The 23,047-nt window shown below is 56.5% G+C and carries 18 protein-coding genes; 10 read left to right on the forward strand and 8 right to left on the reverse strand.

The window, feature by feature from the left end; genetic code table 11:
• Nucleotides 1-4 precede the first annotated feature (4 nt).
• Nucleotides 5-1,447, forward strand: a complete 1,443-nt coding sequence (locus tag B3V69_RS03290; protein WP_296443767.1) for an oligosaccharide flippase family protein — start codon at nt 5-7, stop codon at nt 1,445-1,447.
• Nucleotides 1,448-1,536: 89 nt separating this feature from the next.
• Here B3V69_RS03290 and B3V69_RS03295 read toward each other — a convergent pair whose 3' ends face one another.
• The 3 genes from B3V69_RS03295 to B3V69_RS03305 all read right to left on the reverse strand — a co-directional run bounded on the left by B3V69_RS03295 (nt 1,537) and on the right by B3V69_RS03305 (nt 3,708).
• The gene (locus B3V69_RS03295; RefSeq protein ID WP_296443817.1) at nt 1,537-2,514 is read right to left on the reverse strand and encodes a glycosyltransferase; all 978 of its coding nucleotides are present in this window, start codon (nt 2,512-2,514) and stop codon (nt 1,537-1,539) included.
• A gap of 77 nt (nt 2,515-2,591) precedes the next feature.
• Entirely contained in the window at nt 2,592-3,299 is a 708-nt protein-coding gene (locus B3V69_RS03300; RefSeq protein ID WP_296443768.1) for a class I SAM-dependent methyltransferase, read from the reverse strand.
• Between the two features lie 16 nt (nt 3,300-3,315).
• Nucleotides 3,316-3,708: a tetratricopeptide repeat protein gene (locus tag B3V69_RS03305; RefSeq protein ID WP_296443770.1), complete on the reverse strand. Its 393-nt coding sequence runs from the start codon at nt 3,706-3,708 to the stop codon at nt 3,316-3,318.
• A 492-nt stretch (nt 3,709-4,200) separates the two neighbouring features.
• On the opposite strand from B3V69_RS03305, the gene B3V69_RS03310 reads away from it, so the two are divergent.
• Nucleotides 4,201-4,899 carry a hypothetical protein gene (locus B3V69_RS03310; RefSeq protein ID WP_296443772.1) on the forward strand — a complete coding sequence of 233 codons (699 nt, stop codon included), beginning with the start codon at nt 4,201-4,203 and terminating at the stop codon, nt 4,897-4,899.
• 3 nt (nt 4,900-4,902) lie between these two features.
• Here the strand turns inward: B3V69_RS03310 and B3V69_RS03315 are convergent, their stop codons facing one another.
• From B3V69_RS03315 to B3V69_RS03335, 5 genes are all read right to left on the reverse strand, one after another.
• Entirely contained in the window at nt 4,903-5,769 is an 867-nt protein-coding gene (locus B3V69_RS03315; RefSeq protein WP_296443774.1) for a hydrolase 1, exosortase A system-associated, read from the reverse strand.
• Between the two features lie 255 nt (nt 5,770-6,024).
• Nucleotides 6,025-6,867: a PEP-CTERM sorting domain-containing protein gene (locus B3V69_RS03320; protein ID WP_296443776.1), complete on the reverse strand. Its 843-nt coding sequence runs from the start codon at nt 6,865-6,867 to the stop codon at nt 6,025-6,027.
• 303 nt (nt 6,868-7,170) lie between these two features.
• On the reverse strand, nt 7,171-8,028 hold the full coding sequence (locus B3V69_RS03325) for a helix-turn-helix transcriptional regulator (RefSeq protein WP_296443778.1): 858 nt from the start codon (nt 8,026-8,028) through the stop codon (nt 7,171-7,173).
• Between the two features lie 53 nt (nt 8,029-8,081).
• Nucleotides 8,082-8,954 (reverse strand): hydrolase 2, exosortase A system-associated, encoded by an 873-nt coding sequence (locus tag B3V69_RS03330; protein ID WP_296443780.1) that lies wholly within the window; start codon nt 8,952-8,954, stop codon nt 8,082-8,084.
• A 12-nt stretch (nt 8,955-8,966) separates the two neighbouring features.
• Nucleotides 8,967-9,218 (reverse strand): acyl carrier protein, encoded by a 252-nt coding sequence (locus B3V69_RS03335; RefSeq protein WP_296443782.1) that lies wholly within the window; start codon nt 9,216-9,218, stop codon nt 8,967-8,969.
• A 127-nt stretch (nt 9,219-9,345) separates the two neighbouring features.
• On the opposite strand from B3V69_RS03335, the gene B3V69_RS03340 reads away from it, so the two are divergent.
• From B3V69_RS03340 to B3V69_RS03375, 8 genes are all read left to right on the forward strand, one after another.
• Entirely contained in the window at nt 9,346-10,962 is a 1,617-nt protein-coding gene (locus B3V69_RS03340; protein WP_296443784.1) for an acyl-CoA ligase (AMP-forming), exosortase A system-associated, read from the forward strand.
• 41 nt (nt 10,963-11,003) lie between these two features.
• Nucleotides 11,004-12,248 carry a pyridoxal-dependent decarboxylase, exosortase A system-associated gene (locus B3V69_RS03345; protein ID WP_296443786.1) on the forward strand — a complete coding sequence of 415 codons (1,245 nt, stop codon included), beginning with the start codon at nt 11,004-11,006 and terminating at the stop codon, nt 12,246-12,248.
• The gene (locus B3V69_RS03350; protein ID WP_296443788.1) at nt 12,241-14,229 is read left to right on the forward strand and encodes a hypothetical protein; all 1,989 of its coding nucleotides are present in this window, start codon (nt 12,241-12,243) and stop codon (nt 14,227-14,229) included. The genes B3V69_RS03345 and B3V69_RS03350 overlap by 8 nt, the downstream gene beginning before the upstream one ends.
• A 119-nt stretch (nt 14,230-14,348) precedes the next feature.
• Nucleotides 14,349-15,731, forward strand: a complete 1,383-nt coding sequence (locus tag B3V69_RS03355; RefSeq protein WP_296443820.1) for a TIGR03013 family XrtA/PEP-CTERM system glycosyltransferase — start codon at nt 14,349-14,351, stop codon at nt 15,729-15,731.
• 52 nt (nt 15,732-15,783) lie between these two features.
• Complete coding sequence (gene prsK, locus B3V69_RS03360) at nt 15,784-17,895, forward strand: XrtA/PEP-CTERM system histidine kinase PrsK (protein WP_296443791.1); 2,112 nt, start codon at nt 15,784-15,786, stop codon at nt 17,893-17,895.
• On the forward strand, nt 17,892-19,253 hold the full coding sequence (gene prsR, locus B3V69_RS03365; protein WP_296443794.1) for a PEP-CTERM-box response regulator transcription factor: 1,362 nt from the start codon (nt 17,892-17,894) through the stop codon (nt 19,251-19,253). Before prsK ends, prsR begins: the two co-directional genes overlap by 4 nt.
• 37 nt (nt 19,254-19,290) lie before the next feature.
• Nucleotides 19,291-22,065, forward strand: coding sequence for an XrtA/PEP-CTERM system TPR-repeat protein PrsT (gene prsT / locus B3V69_RS03370; protein ID WP_296443796.1), 2,775 nt, complete (start codon nt 19,291-19,293; stop codon nt 22,063-22,065).
• Nucleotides 22,066-22,314: 249 nt separating this feature from the next.
• A complete protein-coding gene (locus B3V69_RS03375; protein ID WP_296443799.1) occupies nt 22,315-23,043 on the forward strand; it encodes a hypothetical protein in 729 nt (242 codons plus the stop codon).
• Nucleotides 23,044-23,047: the final 4 nt, after the last annotated feature.

The following is a 23,047-nucleotide window of genomic DNA, read 5'->3' on the forward strand; positions in this document are numbered from 1 at the left end:
CCGCATGTCAACCCGTAAATCGCTGTTTTTTTCCTTTTTGGATCGTTATGCGAGTCTGGCGATTTCCGTCGCGTCTTCCATGGTGATTGCGCGCCTGCTGTCGCCCACCGAGATCGGGGTGTTTTCAGTCACCATGGTGCTCTTGATGTTTGTGGCCACCGTGCGGGACATGGGGGCCGGCCAGTACATGGTGCAGGAAAGAGAGCTCACGACCGAACGCATCCGGGCCGTGTGGGCCGTGCAATTGGGCCTGGGCCTCGGTCTGGCTTGTTTGGTGTTGCTGGCCAGTTATCCCGTCGCGGTGTTCTACAACGAGCCGCGCATGCGCAACATCATGCTGGTGGTTGCTTTGAACTATGCCATTAATCCTTTTGGCTCGCTGACTTATGCGTGGCTGATGCGGGAAATGCGTTTTGAGAGCGTCGCGCTCATGCGCTTTTCAGCAGGCCTTGGCGGGGCGCTGGTTTCAACCTGGCTGGCCTGGAAAAACTATGGCCCCATCAGCCTGGCTTTTGGCTCACTGGCTTCAACCATGGTCAATGCAGTGATCGCAGTTTATTACCGGCCAAAGTCCTTTCCATGGTTGCCGGGCGTGGGCGAGATTAAACGCGTTTTGCTGTTTGGCTCACAACTCACGGCCAGCACCGTGGTCACCGTGATGTCAAGCGGCGCGCCGGAGCTTTTTCTTGGAAAATTGCAAAACCTTACCGCTGCGGGGCTGTATTCGCGTTCCAACGGCTTGGTGCAGATGTTTCACCGGCTTTTTGTCGATGCGGTGGGGGCCGTGTGTCTGCCCTGGTTCGCCAGGCAATCGCGCGAACGGGGGGGGGTTGTTGACCCCTTCCTCAAAGCCACTGCGTACGTGACGGCATTTGGCTGGTCGTTTTGTTTGGCTGTCATTTGCTTGGCGCAACCCATTGTGCGTGTCTTGTATGGCAACCAGTGGGACCAGTCTGTTGACTTGACGCGTCTGCTGGCAGTGGCCATGGCCTGCAGCGTGCCAGCTGCTTTGTGCGAAATCGCATTGCTGTCATCCGGCGCGGTTGCCACCATTGCCCGTGTGACCATTTTGGGAATGATTCAGAGCGTCGCATTCGTGGCCTTCGGTGCCCTGCAAAGTCTTGTTGTGCTGGGTATTTCCATGATCGCGGCTGCAGCAGTCAGCGCCGCCCTTTGGCTGCGAGCAACGTCCAGACATATTGACCTGCCAATACTTGGTCTGCTGACCACCTTGCGCAAGAGTGCGGCGGTTGCCTTGACGGCGGCCATCGGACCGGTGCTCGCCTTATGGATTTACGGTCCCTATCCTGACCGTTTGGTGATGCCCCTTGCGGTGGGCGGCGTCGGCGGTGTGGCCGGTTTTGTGGTGGGAGTCATGGTGTTTCAGCATCCGTTGCAGGAGGAATTAAGGACGATCTGGTCCAAGATAAAGCGACAAGCAGCTTGAGTGAGCCATGGCATCGACTGAGGTCGCGTCTGTTCTAGCCTTACGGTCGCAGAGTGAGCCGCGCGCGGGACCGTCCAGAGGCGACCTGTTCAGACTTCACTCAACACGCGGATTAGCTTAGTTGCCTGTTCCTTCATTGAATATTTTCTCGTCACCGAAGCGCGCGCGGCTACGCCCATCTCTCGCCGCCGCTCAGGATCACGCAAAGCTGTCAGGCAGGCCTTCCAGTCGTGCGTCGAACGGGCGAAGAAGCCGTTGACGCCATGCTCAATCACGGGTTCGTAAGATGGGATGGGCGTGGCGATGACCGGCAGTCCGATGGACATTTTCATGGTGAGTCTGTTCTCGGACTTGACCTTCCAGGGCGGTGATGCGGTCGAGTCCAGCGCAGCAGCAGGCTGGTCAATTGGAATAACAGCAAGATCCGCTTGCAGCATCTCTTTGTACACGCCTTCTTGATCCCAGGGCAGGCATTCAATGCGGCGATTTGCCAGGAAACGCAGGTAGTCAAATCGCTCGTCGCGTGTTTGCATTGCCAACGTCCAGCGAGTTTCTTGCCATCTGCGCAGGCCGCGCGCATAACGCCCAACAATGCCAACTTTCAGCCACCGTGGCGGTTGGTCGATGAACGGCAAATGATCAAGAGTCGCCGATGTCACCAATACCGCCTTCAACGGATTGAGCCAAGTGCCTGTGTTGTTGCCCCATTCTTTTTTTTCCATGACGGGCCGCTCGATACCGTCATGCACGACGTGAATGCGCGACTGTAATTGCGTCGGGTAAAGCGATTTCAAATACTCGGTGACGACGGTTGTCGCATCCGTGGCCCTTGCCATTGACGCATCAACCAGGTCGCAGACACAGTACACGGTGCCTACACCCGCCGCCGCCAATTTATGCGCCAGTGCTTCGGCTCCGGGTCCGCGAATCTTCTGCAAAACCACCACATCACATTTCGCCTCGATCGCACGTTCGGCGACACCTGTGAGGTCCGGTGTTTCGGTTGGCTCAGCGGGCTCAAATAGTATGCGCGTATCTATCCCTGCGGCCGACAGGAACGGCAGCATGTTGAGCACGGCAATACGGGAGCTGGGAAGCGGTCTTGATGAAGGCGAGCACAGCACGAAGCCGACACACTGAACACTCACGGTGCGCCCTCGGCGCGCAAGCACATTTGGTAGGTGAGAAACTCACGTACCGGTGCCCATTGCATGATCGTTGTTGGCAAGCGGTTGAGCAGCCTGTTCCAACGACCACCGCCCTGATCGCCCCAACGCAGTGCAAAGCTCATGGCGCTGGTCTTGAAACCACAGGCCCCGAGGAGTCGCTGCGCATCGCCCACCGTAAACCAGCGCAGGTGCGTGCTATCAAAGATGCCGCGCTCATTTTGTGGGAAACGACCGCTCACAAAAATGGCGCGCAAAGCGGACAGGTGACGAATGTTGGGTAGGCTGACAATAATGCTACCACCGGGCTGCAGGTGCTCGCGTGCCTGCAGCAGGCTGCGTTTCGGATCAACCAGATGCTCCAGTACATCGGCAAAGATGATGCAGTCAAAACGGCGACCAGCCATGGCCTCGGACCAGTTCAGCAGATTGAGGTCTGCGTTGAGCACCTGATCAAGATGCGTTCCCGCTTCTTTTGCGAAAAGCGCGTCAAATTCAATCCCGAAAACAAATCGATCCGGGCGCTGAATTTTCAAACTGCGACCCAGGGCGCCGCTGCTGCAGCCTACGTCCAGAATCTCCATCGAACCGGTTGGTACCATCGCCACCACATCCGGGCGCGGTGTGGTGTATGCGGCGTCTCGCAGGGTTGCGGTGGTTGGGTTGATTGACGAGTCGGTTGACATGAGGGGATGATGCGGGCTATTTTTTTAACGTCACCGGTGCGCTTGCCGTAGCGGCGGGTGGCCGCGGCAAGTCTGCCGGCTCGCGCCATTGGCCGACGCTCTTCAACTCGTCACGTAAAGCCGACTGAAGAAATCCAAGCGCAATGGCTTTGTGGGCCTGAATCAGGGCTTTGTCGTACTTCTTGAGGTCGAAATAGATCAGGCCTATGTTGTAATGTGAAAAGCCATTGTCTGCGGCCTCCACGGTGGCCAACTCAAGTTGTCGAATGGCTTCTGGCGTGCGTGAGTTTTTGGAGAGAAACGTGGCGTAGAGCATTCTGGCAATCGTGTCATCGGGGCGAAACCGCACGGCCCGTTCAAAATAACACGTCACCGAGTAGCCAGTGCCTCGCGGTTGCGGGGATTTCATTTTTTCACCGTAGCGCATCATGGACATCAACGCTCGATGGTGGTTGGGAAAGGCCCGCAGGGTGTAGTCAAGGTCAGGTCCTGGAAGGACGTTGGTACTGCCCCGTATCAGCGTTTCGACCGCAGGCGTGAAGTGGTATCGCTCAACGATACCTAATTTGGACTTGTCAGTACGGTAATCGTACGGGCCATAGCCATTGGCGAGAGACCCGCAAGCCAAATCGCCTGTTTGGGCGTACCCCGGCATAACGCCAAAAATGGCTATTGACAAGCCGATCAACTGGCAGACGAATCTTTGACTGGGATTGAAATGCATCAAAGGTGGCTCCCCTTGGTTGAGTAATTGGACCATCTTGCAAGTGTATGGGGCTGGCCGTGGGCGAGCGTTTACGGGCCACGCCCTGAATCCTGGGCATACAGACTTTCAAGCTACCATAGCCTACTGATGAAAGCAATCTGCCAAAGTGATAATCGTCAAGGAACTCGTTAAACAATGAGTCTCTCCGTTTGGCAACGCCTGAATTTTCTGGTTCGCGAATTGGGCATCTCCACCGCATTTTTGTATTTATTGGATCGTCTATTGCGTCGAATCAGCAGCACATGCGGTCTTTGCTACTACCTCTTCGTCGCTCAACCTTTGGCCGATCAGCCCCGCCTGCCGCCGATGCGCGGCAAGTCATTCACATTTCGGCTGCTACAAGGCCCCGCGCCTGTTTTGAATCGCTTGGATCGTCCACCGGCGGTGATAAACCAGCGCTTTATCCAGGGCGCCCAGTGCCTGGTTGCGACCAAAAATGACCTGCTGGTGGGCTGCATCTGGTTCATTCGCGGTGCTTACGTTGAAGATGAAGTACGTGTCGATTATTTGCTGCAGAACGACGGGCGCTGTGTCTGGGATTTTGATGTTTTTGTGGCCGAGTCGGAGCGTCTGGGTTTCCTCTTTGCCAAGCAATGGGATGCTTTTGATGCGTTGCTCAAGCCGCAAGGTATACGTTATACCGTGAGCCGAATCAATGCGTTTAATCAGCGCTCTATTGCATCGCACCGCAGTTTGGGGGCAAAAGACTGTGGGCGCGCACTGTTTTTGCGGCTGGGGCCGTATCAATGGATGCTGTCCAGCCAACGCCCATTCATTGCTTTCGGGGGGCGTCCAAAACTGCACATAGGCCCGAAAGGACCACCAGAGTCTTGAGGTTCAAGCTCTCTGGTCGGGTTGTTGCAGACTTTTTGTCAGCGTCAATTCTTCTGCCTTGGTGCGAGAGGCCAGGCTGGAAAATGTGTGGTCCGCATCCTGCAACTCATGGCGAACCAAACGCGGATGCGTTAATGCGTTGGTCCAGGCGGCGTCCGTGTGCACGTACTCCAGAAATTCTTTGGCCGTGTAGTCGTCGCCACTCAGGAGTAGCAAAATATTGCCATTGAAGGCATCCCAAGCGGCCGCCATGCGATGCTGAAAGGGCATGAGAGATGTCGTTGCTCCGGAATGCCGCGCACCTGTCAACGCGACTCGAATAGTTTGCATCAGGCCAGGCAGGGCTTGCAAAGTGACTCCCCCGTGAAGCAGCTTGGTCCAAAACTCTTTTTGCCTCAATCTCCGGGTGTAGTAGTGCTTGACCTGGGTGCGCGCCAGGCTGGTCTCGGAGCGCACCCACGGGTTCAACAGGCACAGGCCACTGACGCGCGGGTCATGGGTTTCGTGGCAGTAGAGCAGGGCGGCCGAGGCGCCGTCACACAGGCCCCAAAGCACCATTTGTTTGATGGCGGGCAGGCGCTGTTGCAGTGCGTCAATGGCGGCGGCAATGTCGGCGCTCACCGCTTCAAAATTTCGCGGTTCACCTTCGCTGTCACCCATGCCCCGGTAGTCAAAGCGCAGCACCGCGTAGCCAGCCGCGGCCAGCGTGCGCGACAACAGTACAAACTGCCGGTGGCTGCCGACCCGGTACTGTGGTCCACCCACGATCACGACCACACCGACCTCTGACGGTATTTCAGGTTTGGCCAGAATGCCCAGCAAGGTGTCGCCTTCGCAGGCGAAGAGGGTGGTCTCTTCGGTGTAGGTCATGTCGGAAAATTTTAGGGCGAGGCCTTATAGAAATTGATGCCGAATGTTAGAACCAATTCGGGTTTTGGCCATTTGTGTACCCAATTCGATAACGGCAGATTGTCAGGCAACCGCACTTGACGCATCAAACGTCCTTCTCTTTTTGCAAGGCGAACCAGGAGTTGGTTGGGTCCAGCAGAGAGGACTTGCACCCCCGCAGGGAGCACCTTGAAAAAAGGCCCGCAATGGCGGGCCTTTTCACGGCGAGGCCGAAGCTCAGACCTTGCGTCGACGGGATACGGCCAGAGCGGCAAGGGCCAGGCCGAAGAGGGCGAGGGAGGCGGGTTCGGGAATGGCATTGCCGAACACCTGTACATTCACGTCTGAGGACTTGTCCCAGCCTCCACCTGGGTCGCTCGAACTCCACGCCCCGACACTGAGCGGGTCGACTACACCACCAAGAACATTTGCGAAAAGCATCAGGTTGTCTGCCCCATCTTGCGGCGATCCACTCAATGCGGCGTTGGACGCATGAACAAATGGAACAGAGGTACCTTGCCCAGAGGCGGCAGAACCAGTTCCATCAAGGAAGAAGTCATAAGTTTGGCCGGCTCCCAATGTAATATTGACGGCAAAATCGATCTGGTGCATGGCAATCATCGAGCCAGAGCTGCCTTGGTACAGGCTTGAGCTTGGATCCGCGTAAGTTGCGTCCGATATGACGCCAATGGTTGAACCATCAACGCCACCCCGAAGAACCGTCGTGTCAGTTTTGCCTACCGTCCACAGCCGAATCAAGTCGATGTTCCATGTTTGCAAGCTTGTATTTGTAAAAGTATCGCCAACCAACCAGTAGTCAGGCGACGTGTATGCCGAAAATGCCCAAGCAACATTGGAGCGGTTGGAGCCGGCGACGTTGTTCAAGTTGGCCGTCGGCAAACCCCGATCCACGAGCAACGGCGCAGCGATGACGGTGCCGGAGAGCGCGGCGGTCAGCAGCGCGACAGTAATACATGATGATCGAAACATTGAGGTCTCCTGGTATGGGTTACCCAAAAAATAGGGGTGCCGTAACAAAATGTTGCACGATGTGTGCCACATATTCAGGAAAATCTGCAAGTCATTGTTTTCATTGAATTAATTTGTGAAATTCACCATTTTTTAGCCGCCGACCGTCGCCCTCGGTATCCACCTGTCAGCCTTGCAATCCCCACACATTGGCGGGTGACAAATTCCAGTAATCCGTCAATCGGCCCTCCAAGAATCGCATGATCTCCAATGCAGGCAATTCCAGCGGAATTTTTGACGCGATTTCAGCCGAGACACCCAACACAATGCGGGGGGTGGCATTTCTCAACCTTCGGCGCGCAAGTGTAAAAAATCCCGACAATTTGGCCGAAATGGGCCTGCTGGGACGCGCCCTTAGCGCTGCGTGACGCGGCGCAGTACGACCAGCAAGCCTCTGCGATCGGGTACGCCGGTGCGCTGTTCCAACGCTGCCAAATGCTCATTGGCCGTGTGGCGCGAGATGCCCATCGCCCGTGCGGCACCTGCCAGAGTCTGGTCCGCCAGCAAATGGGCGGCAAGTTCGCTTTGGCGTGGTGTCAGTCGCAGTTGTTCGGCCAACGCCAGGGCGAGTTCCATCGGGTCCGGCGCGTCCAGCAGCGCGGTGACGGCGATGTGCGTGGCATCGGACAGCGCCCGCAACATAAAGCTCACGCGCCTGCCGTTGCCGTCGGTCCAGGGAAGTCGCGTGCGTGCACCCGCTTTGGCTAGTGCCTTGAGCAACGCGCGGGCCCCACCCGGGCCCGCCAGCTCCAGCCGCGTACCCACCAGGCTGACGCGCTCGCCAGACTGGGTTAGCGCCTTGGCCGCCGTGTTGGCCTCGCGCACCTGGGCATTGCGGTCAACGATCCAGGTGGGTGGCAGCTGATCAAACAGCCCGGCCTGCAGCGTCTTGTGGGCCGCCGCCGCCGCAGTGTGCATGTGCGCCGCGAATGCCGCGCAGAGGGCGCCATTGAGCGACGCGTCGTCACCACATTCATCGCCGTAGTTGGCGCAGTGTGTCAGGCACCCCGCCAGCGCCGCCAGATCGTCAGGGCCCAGTGGCGCGTCAGGCGCCAGATCGAGCACGCCATGGCACGGCGTGCAATCTTGAAAGGCCAGCAGGGTTTCGCGCCAGACATCCGGATTGGCGCGCGCTGTGTGCAGGCGCGCCGCCAGTTGCAGCAACATCGGCACCTTTTCGAGTGAATGACGATCAGGCTGATTCGATTTCATTGGCACTTTTTTTTGCTCCCTCATTAGGCATCACAGTGAGGTGTGCCAATTTTTCAATCGTTACAGACGGCGGCCGTGGTGGCGGTAATCAAGGCCGGAGCATCTTCCATTTCGGTGGTTTGCCAGAACGCCGGACCATGCACGATGTGGCTGCCAACCCTGTAACCCGCTTGCTGCCACTGGGTGATGGTTTGGGTCGAGACTGGGCTCAAGCCTGCATCCTCGCGCGTGGACAGTTCGAACCATTCCAGTCGCTGTGTCGGGCCTCGGGCGGCAGGTGGCACCAGAGCCGCTTGCTCCAGGCCAGATGCAAGTCCAGGTGAAAGCAGGTAGCCCGCAATTTCTACCGGTGAGCCATTGGCCAGCTGCTGGCGCATGCCTTCCATGACGCCCTTGGCCTGGCCGCCCAGCAGGTCGCCCGCCACTTTGAGGCGCAAGAACTGTTGCAGCAGCGGCTTGCCGGCAGCGGGCGGCTGCCAGAACAGAAAGTTGCAGGGCGCGCCAAGCTGCCTGGCCGCCTCCACCGCCAGCAGGCAGCCACCGCGCAGGCCCCACAGCCACAGCGGCAGTTGGCCCGAATCCGCGCCAGGTGTGTTGCTTTGCTTGCGCAGCCAATGGCAGCCTTGCAGCACGTCGCTCACCCAGCTTTGCCAGCTGGCGTCGCCAAAGTCGCCCGAACTGTCGCCACAACCGAGCAGGTCCATCTGCAGCACCGCGTAACCCGCCCGAGCCAGCGCACGCGCCTGCAAGGCCGCCATGTGGCGGGCCTTATTCATCTCTTCGGCAAAGGGGTGGATGTACAGCACCAAGCCGCGGGCTGCACCGCCACTCGCGCCACATTCAGCCGGGTAAAACAGGCAAAAACGCTGGTCGTTTTGAGTGGTCTGCGCCGCCCCGGCAGGCAGAAAAAAAGCCTCCGGCTGCACAGGCGGGCCGTGTTAAGTAGCCAGTTTGCTGCTGACAAAGTCAGTCAGCGAGCCCACCGTGGCAAAGGTTGATCCATCGATGTCGTCATCGTCAACCACCAGGCCAAACTGTTCTTCGAGGGTGGTGATGAGCGTCACGACGGCCATTGAATCCAGCTCCGGGATGGCGCCCAACAACGGGGTGTCGCGCGTGAAGGTGGCCGTGCGCCCCTTCAGACTTAGAACTTCGTCAACAACGCGAAGTACTTCTTGTGATATGTTCAATTAAATCTCCCTGGGAGGCAATTTCGCCGATCAGGATTATTCTAGGGTTCAAAAGCGCGTGCGGGTTGTGTGATGTCTTGTGTCCGCATGGTTTTTCTCAATTGGCATGATTTTTTCTTGAATTTCTATGACCGAATCCACACTCCTACCCGAACTGATAACCCTGGCGGCCCAGCGCACGCCGCAGGCGATTGCACTGACCAGTGGCACCTCACATTTGAGTTACGCAGAGCTCAGCACCAGCGTCAGCCAGTTTGCCGCTGGCTTGTTGGGCCTGGGCCTGGCTCGCGGTGAGCGGGTCGCCATTTATCTTGAAAAACGTTTCGAAACTGTCATCGCCAGTTTTGGCGCCCCGGCGGCCGGGGCGGTGTTTGTGCCAGTCAACCCGCTGCTGAAACCGGAGCAGGTGGCATTTATTTTGCGCGACTGCAATGTGCGCGTGCTGGTGACGTCGCCGGAGCGTCTGGCCTTGATGAAGGAGGTGCTGGCTGAGTGCCATGACCTGCGCCATGTGGTGGTGACCGATGCTGTGGCTCCTTCAACCCCAGCCGACTTCACCCTGCCCGGCCCGTTGGCCTTGGTCTCCTGGCGTGACTTGCTCAACAGCCCGGCCCGGCCTGGGCACCGCGTGATTGACGTCGACATGGTGGCCATTCTTTACACCTCGGGCAGCACCGGCAGGCCCAAAGGCGTGGTGCTGTCGCACCGCAACATGGTAGCGGGTGCCAAGAGCGTGGCGTCTTACCTGGAGAACAAGCCCGAAGACGTGCTGCTGGCGGCGCTGCCTTTGTCGTTTGATGCGGGCTTCAGCCAGCTGACGACGGCATTTCATGCGGGTGCGCGGGTGGTGTTGCTGAACTACCTGATGCCGCGCGATGTGCTCAAGGCCATGGAGCGGGAAAAAGTGACCGGTCTGACCGCCGTGCCACCCCTCTACATCCAGTTGACACAACTGGAGTGGCCCGCGTCTATCAACGGGAATTTGCGCTATTTCGCCAACACCGGCGGACGCATGCCACGTGAAACGCTCACCTCCTTGCGCCAGCGGGTGCCCAAAGCCAAACCATTCCTGATGTATGGTCTGACCGAAGCTTTTCGATCAACCTACCTGCCGCCGGACGAAGTTGACCGGCGCCCCGATTCGATCGGCAAGGCCATTCCGAATGCTGAAATTTTGGTGCTGCGGGAGGATGGCTCCCCGTGCAGTCCGGAAGAGCCTGGTGAGCTGGTGCACCGCGGCGCGCTGGTCGGCATGGGTTACTGGAACGATGCCGACAAGACGGCGGAGCGCTACAAGTTATTGGCGTCAGACGCGCCGGGGCGGCAGTCGGGCTTGCAGCTGCCCGAGTACGCGGTTTTTTCGGGCGACACGGTGCGCATGGATGCCGACGGGTTTTTGTACTTCATCGGCCGACGCGATGAAATGATGAAAACATCCGGTTACCGGGTGAGTCCCACCGAAGTGGAAGAAATTTTGTACGCCACTCAACTGGTAGGAGAGTGCGTGGCTTTTGGCGTGGATCATCCCACGCTCGGTCATGCTATACATGTGATAGCTACTCCCTCAGGTTCTACGCGGGCTACAGACCTAAATGTCTTGATGTCTGAATGCCGCACCCGGATGCCCGCCTACATGGTGCCAGCAGGCATTGAGGTCGTCGCAGGGCCGCTACCGCGCAATCCCAATGGCAAAATCGACCGGAAATTACTGTCAACCGAGTGGTTGGAGCGCCATGCACCTTAGCCGCATGGCCCTGACCTGAACTTCAAAGCCGAATCAAATTTATGTCAGTTACTGAACGCCAATTGCCTGTGCATGCCCCCATGAACCAGTTCTCCGTCAGCGATGGAGAACTGGTGGTCGGTGGTGAGCGTTTGTCATTGCTTGCCGCCAGAGTGGGGCAAACGCCTTTTTATGCCTACGACCGCTCGCTCTTGCGCGCACGGGTGGCCGAGTTGCGCCAGGTGCTGCCTGCCCGGGTGAAGCTTCACTACGCGATGAAGGCCAACCCGATGCCAGCGCTTGTCGGCTTGATGGTCAGTTTGGTGGATGGGATTGACGTGGCCTCCGCGGGCGAGTTGAAGGTCGCACTGGATGCCGGTGCCAACCCGCTGGAAGTCAGCTTTGCCGGGCCTGGCAAGCGCGACGCCGAGTTGCGCCAGGCGGTGGCGTCCGGCGTGCTGATCAATGTTGAATCGTTTCGCGAAGTCGTGGCACTGGAGGCGATCTCCAGCGAACTGGGCCTGCGGGCCCGGGTGGCGGTGCGCGTCAACCCGGACTTTGAACTCAAAGGTTCGGGCATGAAAATGGGCGGGGGCCCGAAGCAGTTTGGCGTCGATGTGGAGCAGATGCCTGCGCTGCTGGCGGACATCGGCCGCGCCGGTCTGGCCTTTGAAGGTTTTCATTTGTTCGCCGGTTCACAGAATTTGCGGTCAGAATCCATCTGCGAAGCGCAACAAAAATCCTACGAACTGGCCGTGCGGCTGGCACAGGACGCGCCAATGCCGGTGCGCTTCCTGAATTTGGGGGGTGGTTTTGGTATCCCCTACTTTCCGGGTGAACAAAGACTTGATCTGGCGTCCATTGGAGACAACTTGGCTCGGCTCGTCCAACGTGCCCAAACTGAACTGCCCGAAGCTTCGTTGGTGATCGAACTGGGCCGTTACCTGGTGGGTGAGGCCGGTGTTTACGTGGCGCGTATTGTGGACCGCAAGATCTCGCGCGGACAAGTGTATTTGGTGACCGACGGCGGACTGCATCACCATTTGTCTGCGTCCGGTAACTTTGGACAGGTGGTGCGGAAAAACTATCCTGTCACGATTGGCAGCCAGGCCGATTCGCTGGACAAAGAAACTTCGTCTGTGGTCGGGCCGTTGTGTACCCCGCTGGACCTGCTGGCTGACCGCATGACCTTACCCGTGGCGCAGGTCGGTGATTTGGTGGTGGTGTTCCAGTCGGGCGCCTACGGTGCAAGTGCCAGTCCGCAGGGGTTTTTGGGGCATCCAGTTTGCCTCGAAGTTCTTGTTTAGGGGCAGTCCCCTGAAGAATCCAACTTGGCTGCTCGTGGCCCTGGGCAGCTTCTCTGCAGGAGTGGCGCTGGCGTGGCACCACCCTTTGTGGCCCATCGCGGCGTTCGCGGTCTTTGGGCTATGGTGCGTCATGGTGGTGTGGCGTCCGGGTATCTGGCTTTTTGTGGTGCCCGCCTGCCTGCCGTTTCTGAATTTTTCACCGTGGACGGGTTGGCTCGTTTTTGAGGAGTTTGACCTCCTGTTACTGGGGGCGTTGGCGGGCGGTTATGGCCGTTTGGCTTGGTCGTCCCGTGCCGGCGCGCAGACCAGAATGCCAGCGGTTTTGTTGGGGCTGTTGGCTCTGATGGGGGGCTCGGGTCTGTTAGCCCTGTACCGTGGATTTTTGGATGCAGGTGGCTTTGCCTTTGACTGGTTTGCCGGGTATGTCGATGCGCTGAACAGTTTGCGCGTGTTCAAGAGTCTGGGTTTTTCGATGCTTTTCATTCCCTTGCTGCAGCAGGAAATTGGCAATTCCAGAGCGCTGGCGGGTCAGCGTCTGGCGACCGGCATGGTGGCGGGGCTGACCGTGGTCACGCTGGCGGTTTTATGGGAGCGCGCGGCATTTCCCGGGCTACTGGATTTTTCTACGAACTACCGCACGGTCGCCCTGTTTTGGGAGATGCATGTGGGGGGCGCGGCGATTGACGGCTACCTGGTTTTGACGGCACCTTTTGTCGCATGGGCTTTGTTTTCTGCGCGTCGCCCCGTGGTCTGGGCCACCGCCGCCGCGCTCGCTTTGCTGACGGGCTATGCTTGCTTGACGACCTTTGCACGTGGTGTCTATCTTGCCCTTGCGGCGCCGTTGGCACTGCTGGGCGTGTTGCTCTGGGCCCAAAAGGCTGACTTCAACGCGCGGGCTTTTTGGGGGCATGTAGGGCGACGCTACCGACCCGAGGGCTGGCGTGCGAAGGCCGGCCTGATGCTGATGCTGGCACTGACGGCAGAGTTGGTGGCGGTGCTCGGTGGCGGTTCGTTCATGATGGAGCGCCTGGCCAGCACGGATCGTGACTTCGGTAGCCGCGTTGCGCATTGGCAGCATGGCCTTGATTTGCTGGATGGCCCGGCCGACTGGCTGCTGGGAAAGGGCCTGGGACGTTTCCCGGCAAATTACGCGGCGCATGTTCCTCAAGGTGAATTTTCGGGTGATGTGAAGTTGCGCGATGAGTCGGTGCCGGGCGGCGGCGTAAACGGTTTTTTGACTATGCGCGGGCCTAACACCATGAAAATATTGGGGGGGCAGTTTGCCTTGACGCAACGGGTGGGTCAGGTGTCGAAGGGAAGACATAGGGTTAGTCTGGATATTCGGGTGCAGAAGGATGCCGATATTTACCTGGAGCTGTGCGAAAGGCATTTGCTCTATGACCGTAATTGCCAGTCGGTCTTCATTCGCGTTGTCGCGGACAAAACGGCGGGCACGACGTCGTGGCGCACCTTTGTATTGCCGCTCAAAGGTTCGACGTTGGCGGGTGGCTTCTGGCATGCACCCCGCTTGGGCATGTTGTCGCTGTCGGTGGTTAACGCGGGCGGGGTTGCTGATTTCGACAACGTGCGGCTGATCGGGCCGCGTCGTGAGTCATTGCTTGAGAATGGTGACTTCTCCAAGGGACTGGTGCACTGGTTCCCGGCCGCACAGGCCTATTTTTTGCCGTGGCATATGGATAACTTGTTTCTGGAAGTGCTGTTTGAACGCGGGGTGGCCGGTTTGCTGCTTTTTGCCGCGCTGATGGCGTATGCGCTATGGCATCTGGTGTTCGGGCGCGCCCGGGCGCTCGCATTGTCCCCCTACCTGGCCGCTTCACTGTGCGCGGCGTTGCTGGTGGGGCTGGTGAGTAGTTTGATGGATGTGCCTAGAGTGGCGTTTCTGCTTTATTTTTTGACACTGTTTTCGATTCAAACAGCGCAAGAAGTGGGATGTCAAAATCTGCCGAAAATCAAGGTCTAATAGCTTGATTTCCAGCACAAAGCCTAGGATGGTTTTTTCTCGATTGCTTGAGAAAAATCAAGCGCTTAAGAGCTGGTCAAGGCAGACTCGATCTTGAGTGGGGAAAGTGGAGCTTGAACGTGATAAAAATATTCAATCATTATTTTCATAAGCGTACGCTTTTACAAATCTTTTTTGATCTTGGCTTGGTGGTCGCTGCCGTGGTGGTATCTGTTCTGTCCCAGGTGGCAGATCCGGCTTCAGTCTCGTCCATGGTTGTGACCATGGCTGTCTTGTTGGCCGGTGCCATCGTGGTCATCAATGCGAGTCTCGGTTTTTACCAGCGCGTACATAGTTGCACGCTGGGGCAGACGCGTGCGCGCGCCGTGCTGTCGTTGTGCCTTTCGTTGCCCTTAGCCTACGGGATTTTTCATCTTTCGCCTCTCAGGTTGACGGATGAACGGGTTTTTACGTTGGCATTGGTGGCTGCGGTGATCGTTATGCTGATGCACAGGATTTATGTGACCCACGCCACGCCAAGGGCCCGGATGCGGCAACGTGTATTGGTCTTTGGTTCGGGTGCGCGTGCCAAACTGGTTGGTAAAATACTGAAAAATTCAGATCCCAACGTTGACTTGGTAGGGTATTACGCCAGCCCTAATGAGACCGTGACCGAGGTCTCCGCATGGGGGCTTTTGTCACGCGAAAAGTCGCTGACTGATATTGTGCTGGAAGAGCAGGTTGATGAGATCGTGGTCGCATTGTCCGAGCGTCGCGGCGGCAGTATGCCTTTGCGTGAATTGCTGGATTGCAAGCTTCAGGGTGTGCGGGTAGTCGACATTGCAACCCATTTTGAAAAAACATTGGGACAGATCAGGCGTGACTCAGTGTCTGCGGGCTGGCTTATTTTTGGTGACGGATTTGAACAAGGGCTGGTTCGCACCATGGTCAAACGCCTTTTTGACATTGTGTGTGGGACGATATTGATCGTGTTGGCATTGCCCATCATGTTGTTGACTGGGATTTTGATTTTTCTGGAGAGTGGGGGGCCCGTTTTGTACCTGCAGGAGCGCGTGGGTTTGAACGGACGACTCTTCAATGTGGTGAAATTTCGCAGCATGCGCACCGATGCCGAAAAAGACGGAAAACCACGTTGGGCGTCGGCGACTGACGACCGCGTCACGCGGGTTGGCCGGGTAATCCGCAAACTCCGAATTGATGAGTTGCCGCAGCTGTTCAGCGTGCTGGGTGGCGATATGAGTTTGGTCGGGCCGCGTCCAGAGCGGCCTTATTTTGTGGACAAGCTAACGCAAGAACTTCCGTATTACGCGGTGCGCCAGAGTGTCAAGCCAGGCGTCACGGGGTGGGCGCAAGTTCGATACCACTATGGGGCTTCTGTCGAGGATTCGGCTGAAAAACTTCAGTATGACCTCTACTATGTCAAAAACCACACCCTGTTTCTTGACCTTGTCGTTCTTTTTGAAACTGTAGGTGTTGTCGTGATGGGCAAGGGTGCGCAGTAATATGGTTTTCACTTCGGTCGTGGGGAGACGCCAATGCCGCAGTTGTTGATCCATGGATAGCGGTAATCTTGTCTTGAGCGCGTGGGGTTATGGCTTGGTGGGATTGGCCTATTCGGCTTTTGCGTTGCGGCTACTCCAACTCGGCTATTTGCGCTCCGCGCGTGAGTTGTCCAAAACCACGGTGCTCGCGGCGGTGACGTGGACTGCCCTGTGGGGGTGGTTTGGACTGGCGCTGCTATTTACTGGAAAGCCATTATTTTTATGGTTCAGCACCTTGTCTGATCTGCTTCGGTACGGTTGCTGGTATGCCCTTTTGTTAGTTTTGTTGCGACCGAATCGGACGCACGGAGCGCCCGCCGGCATGGCTTGGATGGCTCCTGTTGCTGTTGCCGTGGTGTTTTTTGGACTGCTGGCGCTTTCTTTCGCCGCGCTACGTATCAGTGTTTTGGGCGACACCTCAAGATTGATCCTGTTCAGTTCGATGGCTTCATCGGTTCTTGCCATGGTCTTGCTTGAGCAGGTGTTCCGAAATGTCGCGGAAGATTCGCGCTGGAACATCAAACCCTTGTGCCTTGGCCTGGCCGGTGCGTTTTTATTTGACTTGTATTTGTTTTCACAGGCCGTTCTGTTCAACCGCTTCGACGCAGATGCCCTCAGCATCCGTGGGGCGGTGCATACCTTAATCGCCCCGCTGTTGTTGCTTTCGATTACCCGGCGTAGCGACTGGATATCAACCATCCGTCTTTCGCCCAGGGCGGCCTTTCATTCGGCAACACTGTTGATCGCGGGCATCTATTTGATATTCATATCGGGGGTCGGTTACTACGTTCGCTATTTTGGAGGCGAATGGGGGCGGGCACTTCAGTTGGGCTTGGTATTTTTTGCGCTGGTGATTCTGGTGGTTCTGGGGCTGTCTGGCTCCGTGCGTGCCAAGCTTCGCGTGTTTTTGGGTAAGCACTTTTTCCGCTACCGCTTTGATTACCGTGAGGAATGGTTGAAGTTCACGCGCACCTTGTCGGCCAAAAATTCCCCGCAGGAAATGGGACAGCAGGTGATTCGTGGCTTGGCGGACATGCTGGAGAGTCCGGCAGGGGGACTGTGGATGAAGACCAAAGGAGAGACTGCATTCAGTCAAACGGCTCGCTGGAATCTGGCACAAACGCTGGAAAAAGAAGATGCCAATTCGCCTCTGTGTCAGTTCATGATGACCAGCGGTTGGGTTATCAACCTGGAGGAGTACCGCTCCTATTCCCGGCGCTATGGGCAATTGAAACTACCGACGTGGTTGCAGGAGCTGGCGCAGGCGTGGCTGGTCGTGCCGCTTATGGTGGGGGAGGAACTGATCGGCTTCTGTGTGCTGGCCAGTGCGCGCACGCGTGTGGACGTGAATTGGGAGGTCAATGACTTGTTGAAAACGGCGGGTCAGCAGGCGGCCAGCTTTTTGGCACAGATGCAGGCCACCGAGGCACTGCTGGAGGTGCGCAAGTTTGATGCATTCAATCGGATGTCGGCCTTTGTGGTGCACGATTTGAAAAACATTGTGACGCAGCTCTCGCTGATGATGAAAAACGCCAAACGCCTGGGCGACAACCCGGAATTTCAACAAGACATGTTGATGACGGTTGAGAATTCACTGGACCGAATGCGCCAGTTGATGCTCCAGTTACGCGAGGGGGCCACGCCGCCAGGGACGGCATTTGGTGTGAACTTGGGTGGAATCATTCAACGCATTGAGGCCGTCGCAGCAGGGCGGGGCAGAACGCTTGAGGTTCAGTTGTTGGAGTCGGTCGTTACGCGCGGCCATGAGGAACGATTGGAGCGGATCATTGGACACGTGGTGCAGAATGCTTTTGATGCCACGGATCCTTCTGGGCGCGTCTGGCTCAATCTTGATCGTTCAAGCGGGCAGGCCAGAATTGTGGTGGGTGACACGGGCCAGGGCATGTCTCAGGATTTCATTCGGGATCGCCTGTTCAAGCCCTTTCAGACCACGAAGCAGGCCGGGATGGGCATTGGTGCCTATGAAAGCTTCCAGTATGTGCAGGAATTGGGAGGGCGAATTGAGGTTGACAGCGAACTCAACAAAGGAACCACCGTCAAAATGCTCTTGCCCTTGTTTGAAAATCAGAAGGAATCAGACCTTCACTCGCTGGAAGCCACATGACATCCGAAAGAACACGTTCGTTGCTGATCGTTGAAGACGATCTGGCCCTGCAAAAGCAGATCAAGTGGTCGCTCGACCGGTTTGACTCGGTGACAGCCCATGACCGGGAAAGCGCCTTGCTGCAATTGCGCAAAAGCACACCTGCGGTGGTGACGATGGACTTGGGACTGCCGCCTGACGCGGACTCGGTGTCCGAAGGATTCAGACTGCTTGAGCAAATGATTGCTTTCGACCCGGACATCAAGGTGATTGTTCTGACGGGACAGAACGATCAGGCCAATGCTTTGCGTGCCGTGGCCATGGGTGCTTATGATTTTTTCGCAAAGCCGTTCGAGCCCGAGTTGCTCAACCTGACCGTTGAACGCGCCTTCAGGTTGTTCGAACTGCAAAGCGAAAATCGGCGGCTGCACTCGCTGTATCAACCGGATGCCTTGTCGGGGTTGATGACGCGTGACCCGGAGGTATTGCGCATCTGCCGCACGATTGAAAAAGTGGCAAGCAGCAACGCCACGGTCATGCTGCTGGGCGAAAGTGGAACGGGGAAGGAAGTGCTGGCGCGTGGCCTGCATCAGGCGTCACCCCGGCGGGCTGGCAAATTTGTTGCCATCAACTGCGCCGCCATCCCGGAGAATCTGCTGGAGAGTGAGCTATTTGGTTTTGAAAAAGGTGCTTTCACCGGTGCGGCGAAAATGACGCTGGGCAAGATCGAAACGGCCAATGGTGGAACCTTGATGCTTGACGAGATTGGGGATTTACCCTTTTCATTGCAGGCCAAACTGTTGCGGTTCTTGCAGGAAAGAGTCATCGAGCGCGTGGGTGGTCGGCAAGAAATACCGGTGGACGTCCGGATCGTTTGTGCCACCCATCAGGATTTGAATGCGTTGAGCAAGGAAGGCCGGTTTCGCGAGGATTTGTATTACCGACTGGCTGAGATTGTCGTCAACATTCCGCCGCTGCGTGCCCGCGTGGGCGATGCGGCGTTACTGGCGCATGCCTTTGTCCGGCGTTTTGGACAAGAGCAAAATCGATCTTCCATGACGCTCAGCGAAGACGCTGTCAGGGCGGTTGAATTGCACCCGTGGCCAGGCAACATTCGCGAGTTGGAAAATTGCATCAAACGCGCCACCATCATGGCGGAAGGTAGCCAGATTTCTTGCGAAGATCTGGGTTTGAAAAATACGGCCTTGGATGAAGTTGACGGTTCACTGGATCTGCGCCTGATTCGTGACAACGCCGAAAAACGGGCAATTATTGCGGCCTTGGGTCGCGTCAACGGAAATATGGTCAAGGCGGCTGAATTGCTTGGGGTGAGTCGGCCCACGCTATACGATTTGATGCACCGGCTGGCTTTGAAGTAGTTTGCTTCAGCCCGATATTTATTCTCAGGGTACAGATATGAACTCCAAAAAATCAAAAACTCGCATGACCCTGTCGGCTTTGCTGGTGTCATTGCTGCTGGTCGCTTGTGGCGACAAGCCGGAAGCCATGCTGGTCTCGGCCAAAGACTATTTAGCGAAGAACAATAGCAAGGCTGCGATCATTCAGATCAAGAATGCGTTGCAGAGCAATCCGAACCTACCCGAGGCACGCTTTTTGTTGGGTAACGCGCTTCTGGATGGTGGAGACCCGGTTGGCGCGGAAACTGAGCTGCGCAAAGCGCTTGACCTGAAACACCCGCAAGATGCGGTGGTTCCACAATTGGCCAAAGCCCTTCTCGCGCAAGGGCAAGCTAGGAAACTGACGGATGAATTTGCCAAAATTGAATTGAGCCAAAGCGCCGCCAAAGCCAGTCTCCAGATGTCGCTTGCCTCTGCCTATGCCATGCAGGCGAATACTGAGCTTTCACAGGCGGCCTTGAACGCTGCCTTGCTGGCTGTGCCTGGCTATGCGCCGGCCCTGATCATGCAGGCCCGACAGAAGGCCGGACGGCGAGACTTTGATGGCGCGCTAGCGACGGTAGATGAAGTGATTGCAAAGTCTCCCCAGAGCTATGACGCCTGGAAACTCAAGGGTGACATATTGCTGTTTGCGAAAAATAATGTCAGTGATGCATTGGCGGCCTATCGCAAAGCGGTTGAAATCAAGCCAGATTTTCTGGCGGGCCATGCAGCCGTGACAACGATGTTGCTGCAACAAGGCAATCTAGCCGAAGCTGCAGTGCAAATTGAACAATTGAAAAAATTTGCTGCCAATCATCCACAAACCAAATACCTTGAGGCCCAACTGGCGTTTCAAAAGAAAGATTTCAAATTGGCCAGAGATCTGGTGCAGCAGGTTCTGAAAGCTTCCCCAACGAACATTCAGGGATTGCAGTTGGCCGGGGCAGTGGAGCTTCAACTCAATTCACTGCTGCAGGCGGAAGGCTTTTTGAGCAAGGCCGTGCAAGCCGCACCCAAGCTGGCGTTAGCCCGTCGCTTGCTGATCGTGACCTATCTGCGCTCAGGGCAACCGGCCAAGGCGATGGCGACCTTGCTCCCGGGCCTGAACCGAGAGAACGTCGATCCCGAGTTGATTTCGGTGGCCGGCGAGGTTTATCTGCAAAATGGCGATGTCAAGAAGGCAGAGGAATACTTTACGAAGGCCAGCCAGCAGGCGCCTGCGGACGCAAGAAAGCGAACATCCCTGGCGTTGACCCATTTGATGACCGGTCCGGCGGACGCTGCTTTCGAAGAGTTGGAGGGAATTGCGGTTTCTGACACGGGTACGACCGCAGACCTGGCCCTGATTAGTGCGCACTTGCGGCGGCAAGAGTTTGATAAGGCTTTGAAGGCCATCGATGGTCTTGAGAAGAAGCAGCCTGACAAGCCGTTGGCAGCCCAATTGCGGGCCAGAACACTGTTAGCCAAACGAGACATTGCCGGTGCGAGAAAGAGCTTTGAGCGTGCTTTGACGATTGACCCCACTTACTTTCCGGCAGTGGCCAGTCTGGCAGGGCTGGACGTGGCGGACAAGAAGCCTGAGGACGCAAAAAAGCGATTCGAGGCCGTGCTCACGAAAGATCCGAAAAATAGCCAGGCGTTGTTGGCGCTTGCTGAGATCGCGGCCAGCTCGGGGGCTGCAAAAGATGAGGTTGCCAAGCTGATTGGCAATGCGGTGTCGGTCAACCCTACTGACGCGGCTTTACGTTTGTTGTTGATCGATTTCTACCTGCGCAATCAGGATGTCAAAGCCGCTTCTTCGGCCGCCCAAAATGCATTGGCTGCGCTGCCAAACAGTCCCGAGGTGCTCGATGCGTTGGGCCGCACTCAACAAGCGTCTGGGGAATATAACCAGGCCATTGCCACCTATAACAAGTTGGCCAGCATGCAGCCGCTGTCACCGCAACCTTATATGCGCTTGGCGGATGTCCATTTGGCTGAAAAAAACAAGGAAGCCGCGGCCCAAAGTCTTCGCAAAGGGCTTGAGATCAAGCCGGATCTTCTGGATGCGCAACGCGCCTTGATCGCGCTCGACCTGGATGCGAAGAGAGTTCCGGATGCGCTGACGACTGCGAGCACGGTGCAAAAGCAACGGCCTAAGGAGGCAGTGGGCTACGTGCTGGAAGGTGATATTTACGCCGCGCAAAAGAACTGGGATGGCGCTGCAGCGGCTTATCGTGGTGGACTGAAGCAGTCGAATTCGTCTGAGCTGGCGTTGAAGTTGCACTCTGTTTTTCTTGCCTCTGGCAAGGGAGCGGAAGCGGACAAGTTCGCATCTACCTGGCAGAAGGACAACCCCAAAGATGCGGCCTTTCTGCTTTATCTGGGTGACGGCGCTATTGCGCGCAAGGACTACGGCAATGCCGAAAGGAATTATGCGGCAGTGATCAAGTTGCAACCCAATAACGCGGTTGCGTACAACAATCTGGCATGGGTAAGCGCAAAGTTAAGTAGGGGGGGCGCTATCGCCTATGCCGAGAAGGCAAATACCCTGGCGCCAAATCAGGCGGCTTTCATGGACACCTTGGCGATGTTGCTGTCTGACAAGGGCGACTATGCGAAGGCGGTGGAACTCCAAAACAAAGCGTTGGCGCTGCAGCCGCTGAACTCATCGTTGAAACTCGACCTGGCAAAAATCCATATCAAAGGCGGGAAGAAGGATTTGGCGAAGAAGGAACTGGATGAGCTGAGCAAACTGGGCAATAAGTTCCCGGCACAAGCTGAAGTTACAGCGCTCTTGGCGCGGCTATAAATATGTCGATATTTCTTACATTCGTTGATCTGCTTGCGCATATTTAAAGAAATATTTATACAAATCAATAACTTAATTCTTAGGCATGAAATATGCGTATGTATTGCATCATGGGGGTAAGGCAAGCTCAGGATGCCTGGGAACTCCTTTGGAAAAGGCCGACATGGATATCTGTCATGTGGTGCATGTGTGCGAGCGGAGAGTTCGATCGGATTTCATCCCGCGGACATGAATTAGTGAGGTAAGTTTATGAGCGAAATTGAAAAAAAAATAGATGCGGGGTTTGACGAGGTGACCGTGCCCACTACGGCTTTGCCTCCTATTGCGTCTCCGTCCCGGCGTCGACTCATCAAGTTGGGGACAGCGGCTGTTCCTATTGTGGCCACGCTGGCTAGTCGACCAGCTCTCGCTTGGCATTGCCAAAGTCCGTCGGCTTGGGGATCCGAACAGATCAATCCCAATACCAGTCTGAAGCATGGTGTCGCGCATAAGTCGTATATCGATGAAACATGGACGATAAATAATTGGAAAACGAACACACCACGAACTTCTGTTGATCTTGCGACTGGTGTTGATGCTGGAGCGCCTTGGAACGAACTGTGCGTTGCGTGCCCCACGCTGTTGACTATCCCTGCGTGCAATTCAAAGCATAGAAACAAGAGTGTTTTTGACTACACAAAGGTGACAGTGGGGCATCTTGTGACTTGTGGCTTTATTAATCCTGGATTTTCCACTACCTTGCTTGTGAAAGATGTGCCAACCGGCACCTATGGCACGCAGCCCAAGACTTACGCCCTTATTGGCCAGTTGAACTATGCTGTACTGAAGAAAGCCAGGTTCAAAAATGACATCGATAGTTGTCTTAGAGACGGTCAATTGGAATCAATGATCGCAGGGACCTTCGATGGGGGTGACGGGAAGTGGACTCTAACGAAGGTAAGTGAGTATCTTTTCAATAACTGGGTTGTGACCCCTTAGCGGA

It is taken from the genome of Rhodoferax sp. UBA5149 (assembly GCF_002413825.1).
Taxonomy (GTDB): Bacteria; Pseudomonadota; Gammaproteobacteria; order Burkholderiales; family Burkholderiaceae_C; genus Rhodoferax.